This window comes from Pseudomonas sp. NPDC087817 (assembly GCF_044742875.1).
Classification (GTDB): domain Bacteria; phylum Pseudomonadota; class Gammaproteobacteria; order Pseudomonadales; family Pseudomonadaceae; genus Aquipseudomonas.
The window spans coordinates 151,086-166,770 of record NZ_JBIUVJ010000002.1 but is presented as its reverse complement, the minus strand read 5'-3'; the positions used below and the strand labels follow the sequence as shown (position 1 = coordinate 166,770).

General features: G+C 59.5%; 11 protein-coding genes and 2 pseudogenes. 1 reads left to right on the top strand and 12 read right to left on the bottom strand.

The window, feature by feature from the left end:
• Window positions 1–2 precede the first annotated feature (2 nt).
• From glgA to ACIONG_RS02735, 7 genes and pseudogenes are all read right to left on the bottom strand, one after another.
• Complete coding sequence (gene glgA, locus ACIONG_RS02765) at window positions 3–1,589, bottom strand: glycogen synthase GlgA (RefSeq protein ID WP_103302129.1); 1,587 nt, start codon at window positions 1,587–1,589, stop codon at window positions 3–5.
• Window positions 1,590–2,209: 620 nt separating this feature from the next.
• Window positions 2,210–3,163, bottom strand: a complete 954-nt coding sequence (locus ACIONG_RS02760) for a D-2-hydroxyacid dehydrogenase family protein (protein ID WP_401296538.1) — start codon at window positions 3,161–3,163, stop codon at window positions 2,210–2,212.
• Window positions 3,164–3,176: 13 nt separating this feature from the next.
• Window positions 3,177–4,214 carry an alpha/beta fold hydrolase gene (locus tag ACIONG_RS02755; RefSeq protein WP_401296536.1) on the bottom strand — a complete coding sequence of 346 codons (1,038 nt, stop codon included), beginning with the start codon at window positions 4,212–4,214 and terminating at the stop codon, window positions 3,177–3,179.
• Window positions 4,215–4,301: 87 nt separating this feature from the next.
• Window positions 4,302–4,736 carry a YqaA family protein gene (locus ACIONG_RS02750; RefSeq protein ID WP_103302126.1) on the bottom strand — a complete coding sequence of 145 codons (435 nt, stop codon included), beginning with the start codon at window positions 4,734–4,736 and terminating at the stop codon, window positions 4,302–4,304.
• Complete coding sequence (locus ACIONG_RS02745) at window positions 4,736–5,182, bottom strand: DUF411 domain-containing protein (RefSeq protein WP_103302125.1); 447 nt, start codon at window positions 5,180–5,182, stop codon at window positions 4,736–4,738. Before ACIONG_RS02745 ends, ACIONG_RS02750 begins: the two co-directional genes overlap by 1 nt.
• 311 nt (window positions 5,183–5,493) lie before the next feature.
• Window positions 5,494–6,021 (bottom strand): annotated as a pseudogene (locus tag ACIONG_RS02740) (methyl-accepting chemotaxis protein); the annotation flags it as partial.
• A gap of 333 nt (window positions 6,022–6,354) precedes the next feature.
• Window positions 6,355–7,485, bottom strand: a pseudogene (locus ACIONG_RS02735) (cache domain-containing protein); the annotation flags it as partial.
• 381 nt (window positions 7,486–7,866) lie between these two features.
• Here ACIONG_RS02735 and ACIONG_RS02730 point away from each other — a divergent pair.
• Window positions 7,867–8,394 carry a hypothetical protein gene (locus tag ACIONG_RS02730; RefSeq protein WP_103302123.1) on the top strand — a complete coding sequence of 176 codons (528 nt, stop codon included), beginning with the start codon at window positions 7,867–7,869 and terminating at the stop codon, window positions 8,392–8,394.
• Window positions 8,395–8,452: 58 nt separating this feature from the next.
• On the opposite strand, the gene ACIONG_RS02725 is transcribed toward ACIONG_RS02730, so the two are convergent.
• From ACIONG_RS02725 to ACIONG_RS02705, 5 genes are read right to left on the bottom strand one after another with little or no spacing between them, the layout of a single operon-like run.
• On the bottom strand, window positions 8,453–9,397 hold the full coding sequence (locus tag ACIONG_RS02725; protein WP_401296532.1) for a GNAT family N-acetyltransferase: 945 nt from the start codon (window positions 9,395–9,397) through the stop codon (window positions 8,453–8,455).
• Window positions 9,375–10,685, bottom strand: a complete 1,311-nt coding sequence (locus ACIONG_RS02720; RefSeq protein WP_401296530.1) for a phenylacetate--CoA ligase family protein — start codon at window positions 10,683–10,685, stop codon at window positions 9,375–9,377. Before ACIONG_RS02720 ends, ACIONG_RS02725 begins: the two co-directional genes overlap by 23 nt.
• 42 nt (window positions 10,686–10,727) lie before the next feature.
• Entirely contained in the window at window positions 10,728–13,130 is a 2,403-nt protein-coding gene (locus ACIONG_RS02715; RefSeq protein WP_401296528.1) for an acyl-CoA reductase, read from the bottom strand.
• Between the two features lies 1 nt (window position 13,131).
• On the bottom strand, window positions 13,132–14,262 hold the full coding sequence (locus ACIONG_RS02710; RefSeq protein ID WP_401296526.1) for an acyl-protein synthase: 1,131 nt from the start codon (window positions 14,260–14,262) through the stop codon (window positions 13,132–13,134).
• A 10-nt stretch (window positions 14,263–14,272) separates the two neighbouring features.
• Complete coding sequence (locus ACIONG_RS02705; protein WP_401296524.1) at window positions 14,273–15,520, bottom strand: MFS transporter; 1,248 nt, start codon at window positions 15,518–15,520, stop codon at window positions 14,273–14,275.
• Window positions 15,521–15,685: the final 165 nt, after the last annotated feature.

The window sequence follows — 15,685 nt, the reverse complement described above, 5'->3', positions numbered from 1 at the left end:
GATTATTTGTGGTGTGCTTTACCCAGCGCCTTGGCGACCAGTTGTTCGTAAAGTTCAGCGTACGGTTCGACGGCTTTGCACCAGTTGAACGGTGCGGCCATTGCGCGGCAACGCATGGCGTTGAGCAGTTCGGGGAAGGCGAACACCTTGAACGCGCGGCTCAGGGCTTCGCGGTAACTCTCGACGGTGGATTCGTCGAAGAGAAAACCGGTCACGCCGTTTTCGATGGTGTCGGCCAGACCGCCGGTATTGCGCGCCACCGGCAACGAGCCGAAACGCTGGGCGTACATCTGACTCAAGCCACACGGTTCGTAACGCGAAGGCATCAACAGGAAGTCGCTGCCGGCAAACATGCGGCGGGCGTCGGTTTCGTTGAAGCCGATGCGTACGCCGACCTGACCGGGGAAGCGCAATGCCAGTTCGCGCATGGCTTGCTCTTCTTCCGGTTCGCCACGGCCGATGATCGCGATCTGGCCGCCGTTCTGCACGATGTACTCGGAGACCGCTTCGGTCAGATCCAGACCTTTCTGGTAGACGAGCCGCGAAACCACGGCGAACAACGGGCCTTCGGAGTCTTTCAAGCCGAACAATTCGCGAACGTGAGCGGCGTTGACCGCTTTGCCTTCCCAGTCGCCGATGTGGAACGGCGCGAACAGGTGTGGATCGGTGGCCGCGTCCCAGCTCTCGTCAATGCCGTTGGGAATGCCGCTGAGCAAGCCTTGCTGGGTCTTGGCGGCAAGAAAACCGTCGAGTCCGCAGCCGAAATCCGGGGTGGTGATTTCCTGTGCGTAGGTGGCGCTGACCGTGGTGATGTGGCTCGAATAGGCCATGCCGGCCTTGAGGAACGACATCTTGCCGTAGAACTCCATGCCTTCCTGTTGCAGCGCGTGGGTCGGAATGCCCAGCTCCGGGCAAGAGCCGAGGCTGGTCACGCCTTGGTAGGCGAGGTTGTGAATGGTAAACAGCGTCGGGGTGCGCTGACCGCGCCAGTGCATATAAGCAGGCGCCAGGCCAGCCGGCCAGTCATGGGCGTGCACCAGATCCGGGCACCAGTGGATTTGCGCGAGGTTGGCGGCGATATCGGCGGCAGCCAGGCCCAGGCGGGCGAAACGAATGTGGTTGTCCGGCCAGTCGCGGCCGTTGTTGGCGCCGTAAGGCGAGCCTTCACGCTCGTACAGTTCGGGGCAGATCAGCACGTAGATCACCAGCCCGTCCGGCATGTCCATGCGCCCGATCTTGCACGGCGGCAGCGCTGCATGGCCGCCCAGTTCGCCGATGATATGAATTGGGTTTTCGCTGTGCATCACTTGCGGATAACCGGGGATCAACACCCGTACGTCATGCAGATGCGCCATGGCACGGGGCAGGGCGGCAGAAACGTCACCGAGGCCGCCGGTCTTCACCAGATCGGCAATTTCCGAGGTGACGAACAACACTTTTTTCTTGTTGGGATTCTGACTCGCTACCGGAGTCAGCGTCTTGGTGCCGGGGATGTTGATCGATCGGCTGCCGGGAACGCTGACGGTGCTCGCTTCGCCTACTGACTGCTGAGCACGTTCTCCCTGAATATCCAATGCCGCACTGATCATATGAATCTCCCGTGTCGTTGATCTGATTCTTGTCTTGAACAAACCCTGTCCATGACCACGTCCTGTGGCCGGGCGCAAACGCGCCGCGCATCGGTAAGCAAACGCTACCCAACACGCGCAAGCAGAATGGGTGAAGAGGCCATTGCAAGGATTGCACCAGTCGCTTTGGCCCTGCCTTTCAGATGACCCGGCGCGATCATCAAAAGTTTCGATAATTTTTCCAGTTTGCGACCGGCCGGGTTTGCCCCGCGAAAATCAGTCTAGGCCAGATCCTAGAGCGGGCCAGAGCAAATGGGTAAATTGTTCGACAATCGGTTGGGGGGCCACGGAAATCGCGGTGTGAGGGTGCAAACGCACCGACGAAGTGCAGGTTTTTTGGCAGGCGCGGATCAAAACGGTGACTGATCAGTCACTATTTCGTGCTAGCGGGGAGGGCGGTCGCACTGTTGTGGTGCGAACAGTTTGCTGATTTGTTGCTTCTGAAGACTCTGCGCGAGCAAGCCCGCTCCCACAGCGGATTTCTGTTGTTACACAAATCTGGTGTTCAACACAGATACCCTGTGGGAGCGGGCATGATCGCGAAGGCGTCGGTGAATCCACCCACAGCCATCGGGCAGGCGTCAGTTCAGTTGGCGAAGCGGATTGCCGGCCGCCCAGGCTTGAATATCCTCGATCATCTGCGAAAAGAACTGCTCATAGTTCTGCCGACTGACATAGCCCACGTGGGGCGTCGCCAGCACATTGTCCAGTGTGCGAAACGGGTGCAGTGCCGGCAAAGGCTCCTGCTCGAATACATCCAGCGCTGCACCGGCAATGCGCTGTTTTTGTAATGCCTTGATCAGTGCCGCTTCATCGACAATCGGCCCACGGGCAGTGTTGACCAGCAGTGCCGTCGGCTTCATCCAGTCCAGTGCCTGCGCATCGACCAGCCCGCGACTGCGTTCGCTGAGCACCAGATGCACTGACAGCACATCGGCCTGTTCGAACAATTGCTGCTTGCTCACATAGGTCACGCCGACCTGCTGTGCGCGTTCAGCGGTAAGGTTTTCGCTCCAGGCAATCACGCGCATACCGAACACCTGTCCGAACTGCGCTACACGCTGGCCGATGCTGCCCAGCCCGAGGATACCCAAAGTCTTGCCATGCAGATCGCCACCCAGGCCCTGCTGCCAGCGGCCTGCACGCAATGAGTTGGCTTCATTCAGCAGATTGCGCGTGGCGGCCATGATCAGCGCCCAAGTCAGTTCCGGCGCGGCATGTTTGTAGCTGTCGGTGCCACAGACCTTGATGCCCAGTGCCGCCGCAGCCGCCATGTCGAGTGCGGCATTGCGCATGCCTCCGGTGACCAGCAGCTTGAGATTAGGCAGGCGCTTAAGCAGGTCTTCGTCGAATCGTGTGCGTTCGCGCATCACACAGATCACCTGGTATTGGCCGAGGCGTTCGGCCAGGGTCGCGTTGTCGGCCGGGTAATCGTGTTCGAACGTCACCTCACCGAGGCTATCGAGTACCGACCAGTCGACCACGTCGCGAGCCACGTCCTGCCAGTCATCGATCACTGCAATCTGCACCGCCATCAGCCTTACCTCATCAACGAACGGGATTGATTTTGTCCAGCCAGCCGAGCAGCGCCTGATGGAACTGCGTCGGTTCTTCCATTTGCGGCGCGTGGCCCATGCCGGGGAATTCCACCAGTGTCGACTGCGGGATCAGCTTCGCCACTTGTTTGCCGAGCACGTCATAGTGACCGATTTTCGCTTTCACCTCGGGTGGCGCGAGGTCTTTGCCGATGGCGGTGGTGTCCGACGTACCGATCAGCAGCAGTGTCGGCATTTTCAGGTCTTTGAACTCGTAATACACCGGCTGGGTGAAAATCATGTCGTAGATCAGCGCCGAGTTCCATGCCACCTGGGTTTTGCCCGGGCCCTTGCTCAGGCCGGCGAGCATGTCGACCCAGCGGTCGAATTCCGGTTTCCAGCGGCCATCGTAGTAGGTGGTGCGCTCGTATTCACGAATGCCTTGGGCGCTGACTTTCAGCTCGCGCTGGTACCACTGATCCACGGTGCGGTACGGCACGCCGAGGGCTTTCCAGTCTTCCAGACCGATCGGGTTGACCAGTGCCAGTTGATCGACCTGCTCTGGGAACAACAGCGCATAACGCGTGGCGAGCATGCCGCCGGTGGAGTGACCTAAAAGGGTGGCCTTCTGAATGCCCAGCGCCTTGAGCAATTGCTGGGTGTTGGTCGCCAGTTGCTGGAAGCTGTACTGATAATTGTCCGGTTTGCTGGAGGTGCAAAAGCCGATCTGATCCGGTGCGATGACCCGGTATCCAGCCTCGCTCAGCGCCTTGATCGAATTGTCCCAGGTGGCAGCGCAAAAGTTTTTGCCGTGCATCAGCACCACCGTGCGGCCGTTGGCCTTGCCGTGGGCGGCGACGTCCATGTAACCCATTTGCAGGGATTTGCCCTGGGACTGGAAAGCGAAATGTTTAAGCGTGTAGGGATATTCGAAGCCTTGCAGCTCCGGGCCGTACGCCGGGCCTTCGGCTGATGCAGCGGCGTGGGCGAACAGGGGGAGGGCAGCGGTAAGGAGCAGGCCCGGCAACCAACGGGAAATCGTGACAGACATAAGGTCAAACTCCGTTTGAAATCGGCCGATGCTGGAATGACCGGATTAGGGCGACGTTAAACACAGGCAACGCCTCGCACTGATCGTTCACCCCAGCCAGCCCAGCGTCAGCATCGCCAACACGGCATAACGCGCGCCTTTGGCGAGGGTGACGATGAAGAGAAAGCGCCCAAGTGGCTCGCGCATGACGCCGGCAATCAGTGTCAGCGGATCACCGATGACTGGCAGCCAACTGAGCAACAGCGACCAATGCCCGTAACGTTCATAGTGTCGGCGTGCCGTGGCCATGTGTCTGGCGCTGACCGGAAACCAGCGCCGATCCTGAAAACGTTCCAGCCCACGGCCCAGCCACCAGTTGACCAGCGAGCCGAGTACATTGCCCACGGTCGCCACCGCCAGCAAACCCCAGAGCCAGTACCGGTCGCTGACAATCAACCCGACCAGCAACGCCTCGGATTGCAGCGGTAACAGAGTCGCTGCGCCAAAAGCGGCAAAGAACAATCCGAGGTACGCGGCGCCCATCAATGGGCAGGGTAGTCCGCCACCACTACGTCAGATCCGTCCTTTTTCAGGCCGATCACTTGATAGGCATCGCTCATGCCGTCCATTTCCATGCCCGGCGAGCCCATCGGCATGCCCGGCGCGGCAACACCGAGCAGATCGTCGCGCTTGCTCAGGGCCAGCACCTGTTCTGCCGGCACGTGGCCTTCGACGAACTTGCCATTGATGATTGCGGTGTGGCACGAAGCCAGGCGTGGTGGCACGCCATGTTGTTGCTTGAAGCTGCTCATGTCGCTTTCGACGTGATCTTCAACCTTGAAACCATTGGCTTCCAGGTGGCTGATCCATTTTTTGCAGCAGCCGCAGTTGGCGTCGCGATGCACTTCGATAGGGATCAAATCGGCGGCCTGGGCCAGGGAGGAGATGAACAGGGCGCTCAGGGCGAGCAGACGCAGATGGGTTCGCATAACGGATTCTCGGCTCGGGTGACGATCGGAAAGCACGCATTTTGACCGGTTTTTTCCGCCGGGCATCAACGCAATGTTTCCAGTTGTTGCAACGCGGACAGGCAGGATGATCGTAGATCACGGCTGACAGCTTGCTGAGCGCGAGATGACAATGTTGTCAGGTCGGTGGTGGGAACGAAGTAGAACCCTGTGGGAGCGGGCTTGCCCGCGATGGCGCAGAGTCAGTCAATGAATGTCTGACTGACCGGGCCCCATCGCTGGCAAGCCAGCTCCCACAGGGGTTATCTGATTGGCGAAAATCCCTGCACGAATCAGCGGACCTTGAACCGCCCCATGATCACACTCACCCGGCCATTGGCTTCCAGCAACTGACGGGTGTTGAGTTCGCTGGCCTGGCCGCTCTGCACCAGTTCATCAACCATGTGGCGGATCTGCACCATGCTGCGATTGATTTCTTCGGTCACTGCACTTTGCTGTTCCGCGGCGGTGGCAATCTGCGTGCTGAGGCTGTTGATGTGGCTGACCGAGCCGGCCATTTCATCCAGCCCGGAGTTGACCCGGGCGGTGGCGTCGGCGGCCGACTGACAGCTGGCCTGGGTGTTTTCCATGGCACTGACCGACGAACTCACGCCTTGCGTCAGACGCGTCAACATCTCGTTGATCTCCGAAGTGCTGGCCTGGGTGCGGGCGGCGAGGGCGCGGACTTCGTCGGCGACCACGGCAAACCCGCGGCCCTGTTCACCGGCACGGGCCGCTTCAATGGCGGCGTTGAGGGCCAGCAGATTGGTCTGGCCGGCAATCGCGCCGATCACGCCGAGAATCTCGGTGATGCGCTGGGCGTCCTGTTGCATGTTTTCAACTTTATGGGTGGCGCTGGCCACCTCGTCGATCAGTGCCACCACGCTGTTGGTTGCCTCGCCGACGACCACCCGCGAACGGTCGGCGTTTTCGTTGGCGCGCTGGGTAAATGCTGCGGTTTCAGCAGCGTTCTGCGCCACGCTTTCGGCGGTCGAACTCATCTCGGTAATGGCGGTGACGGTCTGATCGGTTTCCGAGGCGTGACGCAGGAGAATCTGGCTGGTGTGCGTCGACGTGCGTTGCAGGTTGTCGAGGCTCGCCGCCATGGCGCCGGTGGCCTGAGTGACTTCGCCGATCATGTTTTGCAGGTAGGCGATAAAGGTGTTGACCGAGTGACCGATGGCGCCGAGTTCGTCTTCGGCGCGGATGGTGATGCGTCGGGTCAGGTCGGCATCGCCGCTGGACAGTAAATCGATGTTGGCTTTCAGCGCTTTCATGCGCTGCACCAACTGGCGAATCGCATAGATCTGCAGCAATACCAACAGGATCACCAGCGGTATCTGCAACAGGCTCAGGGTGCTGAGCACGTCGTCACGCTGGGCGGTGAGCATTTGGGTCGGCAGGGCGGTGGCGAGGAACCACGGTGTGCCTTCGATCGGGCGCATGAAGAAAGTGCTGTCCTGCCCGTTGTTGTCGAACTCGACGCGCTGCGCCTGATCGCGGTTTTGCAGGCCGGCCTTGACCTGGCTGGCGAAGGTCGAGTTGGCGGCCAGTTCGCTGATGTTCTTCAGCACGATCGGGCCGCTGATGCGCGAACTGTTGCTGATGATCTTGCCGTCGGCCTCGACGATCAGCATTTCGGCGTTGAGGTCTTTTTCCTTGCGGGCCACCAGGTCATTGAAAAAGCCCAGGGTCACGTCAATCGTCGAGACGCCCCAGGCGTTGCCGTTTTTCTGGATAGCCATGGCGCAGTTGGTGCGCGGCTCGGCACTGGCGTCATCTTTATAGGCCGCCGCCCAGGCGCACTGACCGCGAGGTGTGGCCATGCCGCCCTTGTACCAGCTCTGGTCGTAATAGTTGGGCGCCGCGTCACTGTTCCAGAACGTGTTTACGGCCAGTTTGCCCGAGGCATCGCGGTGCCAGAAGGTGCTGAACTTGTTGCGTCCGGCTTCACGCTGGCCCGGCAAAGGCCAGATCCCGCCGCCAAATACTTTCAACTCGCCGTACTGATCCACCAGTCCCGGCAATACCGTGTCGATGGCTGCACTGTCGAGCAACGGAATAGTCTGGGTGATGCTGCGTTGCTGGGCCTGAACCTTGTTCAGTTCGCCCTGAATCTGCTCGGCGACTTCAGCGATGCGGTTGAGCACCACCTGTTCTTCGGTATGCCGCAGTTTTGGCGCAACCAGTTGGCTGATGCCCGCGACGGTCAGTACCGACAGCAGCAGAATGAACAGAACCAGAAACAGCGTGTAGCGAGCCTGAATAGTGCGGAATGCGGGCATGGAGACCGGTCCTTGAGCTGCAGTTCTTATTAGGGGCGGGGATAAAACAGTACGGGTATCCCTAACGTATCGTCGGCACTCAGAGAAGCTTTAGGTACCGCCGTACTAAAAAACCAGGGAGCGGATGACCGGTCAGTATCAACTCTGATACAGACAACCTCTCAATACCGCCCGTTAGAGCAAAAGATCTATTGAAAGCTTTTCAAGCGAGGGCGTGCAGGCCAGCATTTATGGGCGTTTGCTGGTTTGTATCGAGAATGTACAAGAATTGTAAAAAGGCGCACTAAAAGGGTTGGTGCTATCAGTTAGCCGGTAGATACTCCCCGGCATTCGAATGGTTCAACAAGGACATTTCATGTTTATTGCACAGGGAGTTTTCTCATGACGATCGGCATAGTCGGCGGTTGGGAGAGCAAGGCTGGCGTGATGGTGCGTAACACTGGCGCGAAGAAACAGGTGGCTCAAAGCGTCAAGGTGCAGCAGATGCTCACCATGGTGGGGAATGATCCCAACGCTATCAATACCGCCGAAATGGACAAGCAAGGCCTGCGCAAGAACATCAAGGGCTTCGATCCTGCGAACGTTTCGGTCAAACAGATGGGCAACCTTGCCGCCATGCTGCGTAGCCGCGGGCTGATTTCCGAGATCACATCTTTTACGCTGATGAACGCCGGCGACAAGTTTGACCGTTTCGGCGTGACCAAAGACATTGATGTCAAATTCAACGCACTGGAATATTTCGCGACTCAGCTTGATGCGATCCAGAACAATGGCCTCAATGGCAACGCTTACGGCAAAGCGCTGATCCCTGAGTACAAAAAAGCCATCTACGTCCTGCAGAATCTCAAGACGTATGGTGAAGGCAACGCGCCGAAACCGATCGACCAAGGCGTTAAAGCCAAGGCTTGAGACGTTAATGTGGCCCGCCCGACATCGAGCGGGCCTTGGTCGAAAACCGGCACCGCGTTCAAACCTGCGGTGGCGGGCTCTCGCTCAAGTGAGCGGCGAGTTCCTGTTGGGCCTGATCATGCAGGTGCTGCATGTGCGGACAGGGCAATGTCAGCTGCCGTGACCGGAACCCCCGGTGAAACAGCGCCAGCCATCCCCCCCCTTTACCTTCCATGGGCGCCAGCCCGGTAAAGAAAAAGCCAATCGCGTTCAGCCGGGTCAGGTCCCAGGCAAAGTGCCGCGACAGTCGCAGTTGAAGCGAAATCAGCCATTGCCGAGGCAGTTCGCGTAATTGTTTGAGCAGCCCGGGCCGCAGTTTTTTCAGGCGCATGTCATAACGATTAGCGTGCTTTTCCAGCTGAACGGCCGCGCCGTGCCATCGAAATGTTTGCTTCTTCGTACCGAACACCCGACCTAACTGCTGCATGAAATCCCGGTAACCGGCAGGCCAGGTTTGCCGGGGCAAGGGGCGTCGGTAGCCGTCGATGGCATAACATCCCAGGACAATTGATTCCGGCACCGGGCTATCGAACGGTGAAGGGACGTAGTCCGGCAATAATCCGGTGTTATGAAAGCCGAGGTTGATTGCCATCCGCTGCGTGTACGGATGGTGGGTGACCTGTTTGATCACGACGTTCTGACAGCCCAATGCCTGTGCGTGGGTCAATAATTGCTGGCCCAGACGTGTCGCAATATTTTGTCCCCGGGTATCAGGGTGAACCACACACAGGGCCAGTTCGGCCGTGCTGGCGTTTGGCTCGCGGAACAGCGTGGCGTGCCCGCAAATTTCCTCACCGACCACTGCAACCAGCGAGTGCCAGCGCTTGTCGGCGTGGTTCTGACTGATCATGTGCGGCAGATACACATGGGGCTGCACATAAAGGTCGCCGTACACCTCGCGAAACAATTGGCTGACGGCCGTTGCATCGGTTTCACGGTAGTTACGCAGAATCAGCGGTGGCATAGGGCACCTCCTTGTGCCTGTGTTCATAGCAGCGCAGATCCACCACGCGCAGGCATTTGCCCGAGCGGGCGTGGCGTGACAGATCCCCATGGGGGCAGCACTCGATTCGCACATTCAGCAGATGATCTGCCTGCAGTTGCGCGATCAGCGGGTACTGTTCAACCAATCCCGCCTCCAGATCCCGGTTGACGTCGGCCACGGCGGGGGATTGCGCGGTCGCCACCCATTTCAGGCTCAGCACATCCGTATGCCCGACCTGTTCGATCAGCAGTTGCCAGTCGTCACTGTTGGCGGTGTGCTGGATCAGCGCACCGATTTCCTGCGGCATCAGCGACAAAATCCCCAGCCGAACCCGTTGGCTGTCAGCGCTGCGGCCCTTGAGCGCGAACTTGCGCCGGGCGCTGCCTGCGGGCTCTCGCCAGCATGCGCGGTCGCCGACCGGGTAGCGAATCAGCGGCATCAACCGACGGTGCAGACTGGTGATCACCAGCAAACCGGTGTGATCACAGGCATCGATCACGGCACCGGAATGTTCGTCGATGATTTCCACCAAGGTGTGCTCGGCATGCATTCGATGCTCGCCTTCGGCGCAGTCGCGCTGACTGCTACCGATGAAACCGGCATCGACACTGGCATAGCCGACAGAGGCAATGCGCGCGTTGGGAAATGCCAGTTCTAGTTGTTGGCGTTGCGACGCGAACAGACTTTCCCCGCCGTAAAGCAGGGTGTCGACCTCAGGCAGGGTCTGTTCCTGACGATTGAGCCACGCCGCGAAGGTCAGCAGATGTGCCGGCACGCCCGCCAGTACATTGATCTCATGCTGCACGATGGATTGCGCCAGAACGGCGGAGTCGACATTGCCGGTAAAGGGGAACTCGGTAATCTCTACGGCAACATGGGCCAGTGCGTCGTGGACGAACAGGAAGCTGGCATACAGGTCACCGGCAAAGAATAGATTGGCGACGCGATCACCGGGCTGGAATTGTGAACTCAGACTTTTGCCGAATTCACTGACCAATAAACGCCATTCATTTTGCGTATAAACAGAGAGCTTCCCGGCGCTGGTTGAACCGCCGGTTTTAAATATCAGAGCCTGTGCCACAGCGCCGGTGAGTACCGGCCATTTATTTAGCGTCTGACTGTTTTGCCAATATTCAGCAGGTTCAATCAGCGGCAGTTCGGTCAATGTTGATGTTTGTTTCGAGACGCCAGAAAAGTGTGCGCGGTAATAGGGCGAATGTTGACGAGCGTAGTTGATCAACTCGTTCAGTTGTTCGGAAGTTTTCATAATGTTCACCATTCTTGTTGTGGTCTGATCGAACTCACGGCATCAACTACGTGAATCAATCAGGATCGGCGTCTTGCCGCTGTGTCTGTTGCGGGTGAAGTGCTCGACGGCACAGACGTCAACGTCCAGATGCAATAGTCCGGTTTCGATCAGCGTCGCCAGAGTCGGGTAGCGGGACAACCGCAATCGTGCGTCTGCCGCGTCAATCCCGATTCGCAGGCACATGCGTTCCAGTCCATCGGGGGCATGGCCGAGCAGCAACTGGAACGGCACCTGCAGGTGTTCTTCCAGTTCGCTCAACGAGATGAAGTCAGAGCCGATGCGAATCAGCTTCCCGTGCCGTTGCAACAGTTCGAAGCGCGGCGACGTGAGTCCGCAGGCGCAGGGGCCGGAAATCCAGCGTCCCGTGTCGCCCACCTCGTAACGCCGAACGTTTTGCGCCTCGCGTGCGATCGACGTGAACAGCAAGCGGCCGACTTGATTGCCCGTGACGGGTTCATCGATGTCGAGGCCGACAATTTCCAGGTGCTGGGTGTCACTCAGCAAATGGAAGACGCCATCGTCGGTGGCTTGGCAAGCGTGGCCAAGCGGGCCGGCGTCGACACTGCCGTAAATCGCCGAGCGGATGCTCGGCACGCCACAGCTGTGCAGCAGCTCGCGACTTTGTGCACTGAGGTGTTCGCCGCCGAGAAAAACCTTGTCGATCCCGCCATAGGCCTGCAACCGTTGTCGTTCGTTGAGGAACAGGCGATGCACGGTGCTCGGCATGCCAATCAACACGGTCACGCGCTGACTGACGATCATTTCGGCGATTTCGCGGTAATCGTCATCGGCCGGAGCGCCCATCGGCAGGTGCGGGATGTCCAGCAACTCAAGCACTTTGGCAAAACTGAGGAAGCCGCCGTACAAGCCGCCGCAGAAGAACAGGTTCATCACTCGATCCCGAGCCGGGTCGAGGCCGGCGGCGAACAGTCCGTCGGCGGTAGCACGCATTTGCCGATGGAAATCGGCATAGCTGTAAGCCGATAACGCCGGAGTACCGCTGCTGCCTCCGGAACGGAAATATAGCCGCGCAGCGGCGTTGAATGGTTGGGTGACGAAAGCAGCCTTGTCCATGAGCGGCTGCCCGGATTGCGTCGCGGGCAATGACGTGCGATCAAGCGTGGCATGGTTCGGCAGGACATCGGCGGGCAGGCTGACGGACACACGTCGGCTCAGCCGTTGCAAGGCGTAGACGCCGTCATGTGGCTCACCGTCATAGCCGTCATGAATGCTGCTGACCGGGGCGATTCGCGTGACGCCCGCGCTGAGCAGCGTGCGTGCCAGCTCGCCGGTCTGCGCTGCGCCACACAGCAGCGCGCAACTTTGCAGGACGTTGCGCCACGGCAACAGCGTCTCGGTGATCAGGGCGCGGGGCACGGGATGCAGCAGTACGCTGCGAAACAGCGGCGAAGGCGTCAGTTGACGGTTGTGCGCCCAGATGATTCGCCAGCCCGGTGCGCTCCAGACATGTCCGGTTTGTTCAGCGAAACTCTGCGCCAGCCGCGCCATTTGTGTGTGCGTGGTGATTTGCGCGGCTTCTTGCGACGTAGGCAACAACGCCGGCCATTGTCCGGCGCGGCGTTCGAAGGCGGCCGCCAGCCGTTCGCCGATGTCCCGCAGAACCTGCGGATCGTCGCTGTCGACCAGTAACCATTGCGGACTGGAGCAGGCTTGCTGATCCAGCCGGCAGACTTCATCCGCCACGGCATCCAGCCCTTGTGGGGTGGCGGCGTCAGGCGTCAGATAAACGAAACTGATGCGGTGGCCCCAATCGATCCAGCGGCAGCCGGTCGGGATCTGTTGGCGAATGGCTTGCAGGGCCGCTTCACCGCCCCAGGCTGCGACCCCGTTGGCCCGTTTGCACAGGCGCGCGATCTGCGCAGTGCTGACCGGCAGTACGGCAACGTAACGGGCGAGTTGACCGCTCGGGTCGCATTGCAGCAAAGCGCCAAGCAGGCTCGCGGTCAGACCCTGATCGCTACTGCTGGGCCGCAACCAGTTGACGTTGCCGGCCAGCAGACTTTCCAGCACCGCGCAAAATGCCAGCAAGGGCGCGTTGCCCGGCGTGATATGCACCACCAGGCCAAGCGGGCTCCAGCATTCGAATCGGGCCTGACGATAATCGAATCGTCGCAATGAGCCGGGTTGCGTGCCGAGTTCGCGCTGCATCTTGCGGCGCAACGCCTGCGGTTCGCAGAAGTCGATCAACGCCTGCCGTTGCTCGATAGTGAGTGGCAGCGTTATGTCAGCGCTGCGCAGGTTTAGCGCAAAGTGCGCGGCGGCTTCAATGACCGTGTGGCTGTCCAGCGGCGTACTCAACTGTTGCGCCAGCTGCGCCTCAAGGTTTTCGAGTGCATTGTCGAAGTTGCAGACGTCGTGTTGCTGTCCGTTGATCAAGTACATGTCATCGACCTCCGAGCAGTTCGGAAGCTGCCATCGCACAGCTTCTGCCCGGCGTGGTGCCCGCGCGGCCATGCAGTTCAAACCAGTCGCTGGCCAATCCACAACCGCAGCTTGCGCCAGGGTGCAGCGTCGCCAGATCACTCATCACCACCGCATGCCCGGGACTCGACGAGATATATGGCGAGATAAAACCGAGCAGGCCTTGCTGGCCATAAGGCTGCAGGGAAAAGTCCGCCGGATTGCGCACCAGTACCTTTGAATAAACCGGGACATGGAAGTGATGGTGGTCACATTCGATATAAGGCACCGCGTGCTCGACAGCGCCGTAGCCATCGCGACAACGGACCTTTTCAATGCCCAGTTGCCGGTGGATGCGTGCGTATAACTGCTGTCGGGGAATTTCTTGTGCGGCTTGGGTTTTCCAGCCACCACCAAAAAAAGCCAGCGAGCCGGCGGGCAACTGAAGATCCGCAGCGCCGGTGGCCTGCATCCGTTGCAGGGTCTGCCAGAGAAATGCCGGGAAGCCGAGGATGCGCACGGGCAGCCCTTCTTCGGCGAATGCCTGCAAGGCCTGGATCACGCCGAACACATCGAATTGGTGACCGCCACCGGTATTGCGCAGGGCATACACCACGCGGTTGGCGGGGGCAAAACCACAGAGAAACTGGTCAGTGAATGAGGTGCCCAGGGTGATCCGGCCTTGCGGCTCGTAACTCAGCAGCAAGTAGTTGCAGGGCGTGTCCGGGGTGTCCCAGCCGTAGTGCCGGAATATCTGCGCGACCATGAACTGCGCCGCTGCCAGACTGCGCGCGTCATAGCGCATGCGGCTTTGCTGACCGCTGGTGCCGGAAGAGGTCAGTTCCAGCGCGTCTTCGCCGGTGGTGCTGAGCAGCAGTCGCTGCTTGAAAAAATTGGCGAAGATTGGCGGCAGGCGTGACCAGTCATCGAGGCTGTCCAGATCGTCTACCGTGAGGCCGTTGGCGTTCAGCCAGCCTTCATAACCGGGTGTGTGCCGGCAGTGAAACCGGCTGATTTCGGCCATGGCCTGGTCAAACAGACCACAGGGCACGGAATCCGGGCAATAAGGCCTTGGCAACGCGCAGAGCGCGTCGCTCGCGGGTAAGTGAGTCATCAATATTCCTTTATTGAAGTGAGGTGGAATTGTTGTTCCCGTCCTGCAGGATTCCGTGCAGAAAGGGCAGGCACATCAGGCCGCCGAAGGCGGACAAGAGCGCGAAAAGTTCAAGGTGTGTGCCGCCGCTGAGGGTGGCAATGAGTGTTCCACCGACGCCCATCACGGCAATCGAAATCATGCCGATCATGGCCGAGACCAGGCCTTTACTGTCATCGGTGCAAAACAGGGCCACTCGATACAGTGCGGCATTGCTCATGCCCAGCCCGACGGCGTAAAGCGCCAGGCTGGCGACCACGGGTTCCAGGCCGGTCCTCAGTAGCGCGCAGCCAATCAGCCCCACCAGGCCCAGGCAAAATGGCCACTGCCCCAGTTGAATCAATTGGGGCAACGAATGCGTGACCAGCAAGCGGTCGAGGATCAGATTGCCGGCGATGACGGCCGAGAAAATCGGGATCTGCCACAGCCCGTACTCCAGTGGAGTCAGGCCCAGCAACTGGATCAGCAATAGCGGTGCCAGGCCGATCCAGGCAATCAGCGGCAGGCTCATCAGCCCCAATGCGAGGCACGCCCAGAGGAACCGCCGATTGCCAAACAATGCCAGGTAGCGCTGCCACGTCTGCCGCAGGGAAAAACGCACTTGCGGCTGTTGCCGGCCATCATGGCGCACAACGCCCACGGTCTCCGGCATGCAAGCGTAGAGCCCCAGCCACACCGCCGCTGCAGCGAGACCGAGAGCCAGAAACAACTCGCGCCAGGTCAGCCATTCCAGCAGCAGGCTGCCGAGCAATGGACCGAGCAATGGCGATAACAGAGCGACGTTGCCCAGCAGGGCCATCAGCCGCACGGCATCGGCCTCGCGGAACACTTCCTGCAGTGCCGGATAACTGACGGCAACGACGAACCCCAGGCCTGCGCCTTGAATCAGTCGCAGCAGATTGAACAGTTCAATGCTGTGAGTGACGAATGTGGCAGCACAAGCCACACCGAACACTGCGCAACCGATCAATAACATCGGTCGTCGGCCCCAATGATCGGACAGCGGCCCCATCAACCATTGCAGGCAGACGCCCCCCAGCAAATAAAGATTGAACGCATTGGGGACATGGCGGATATCGGCTTGTAAATCAGTAGTGACATTCAACATCGCCGGCATGATCAAGTCGCTGGCCATATAAGTCAGCAGCTCGAAAGCGGTCAGGGCCAAACAGAATCCGATCAGTTTACGAGGGCCGATAGTTATAAGTGTTCTCTGCATAAAACATCCTTGTCAGTTAGTTTTCAGGAAGCTTGCAGAGACTAGGGGGTGTGGTGTGGGTGACCTAGTTGTTTGCTACGACATTAAATTTCAAATGCTTGCATCGTGTTTATTGGATCCAGGATGCGTCGTGGGCAAGTTGCGCAAAAAACAATGCCCGCTGTA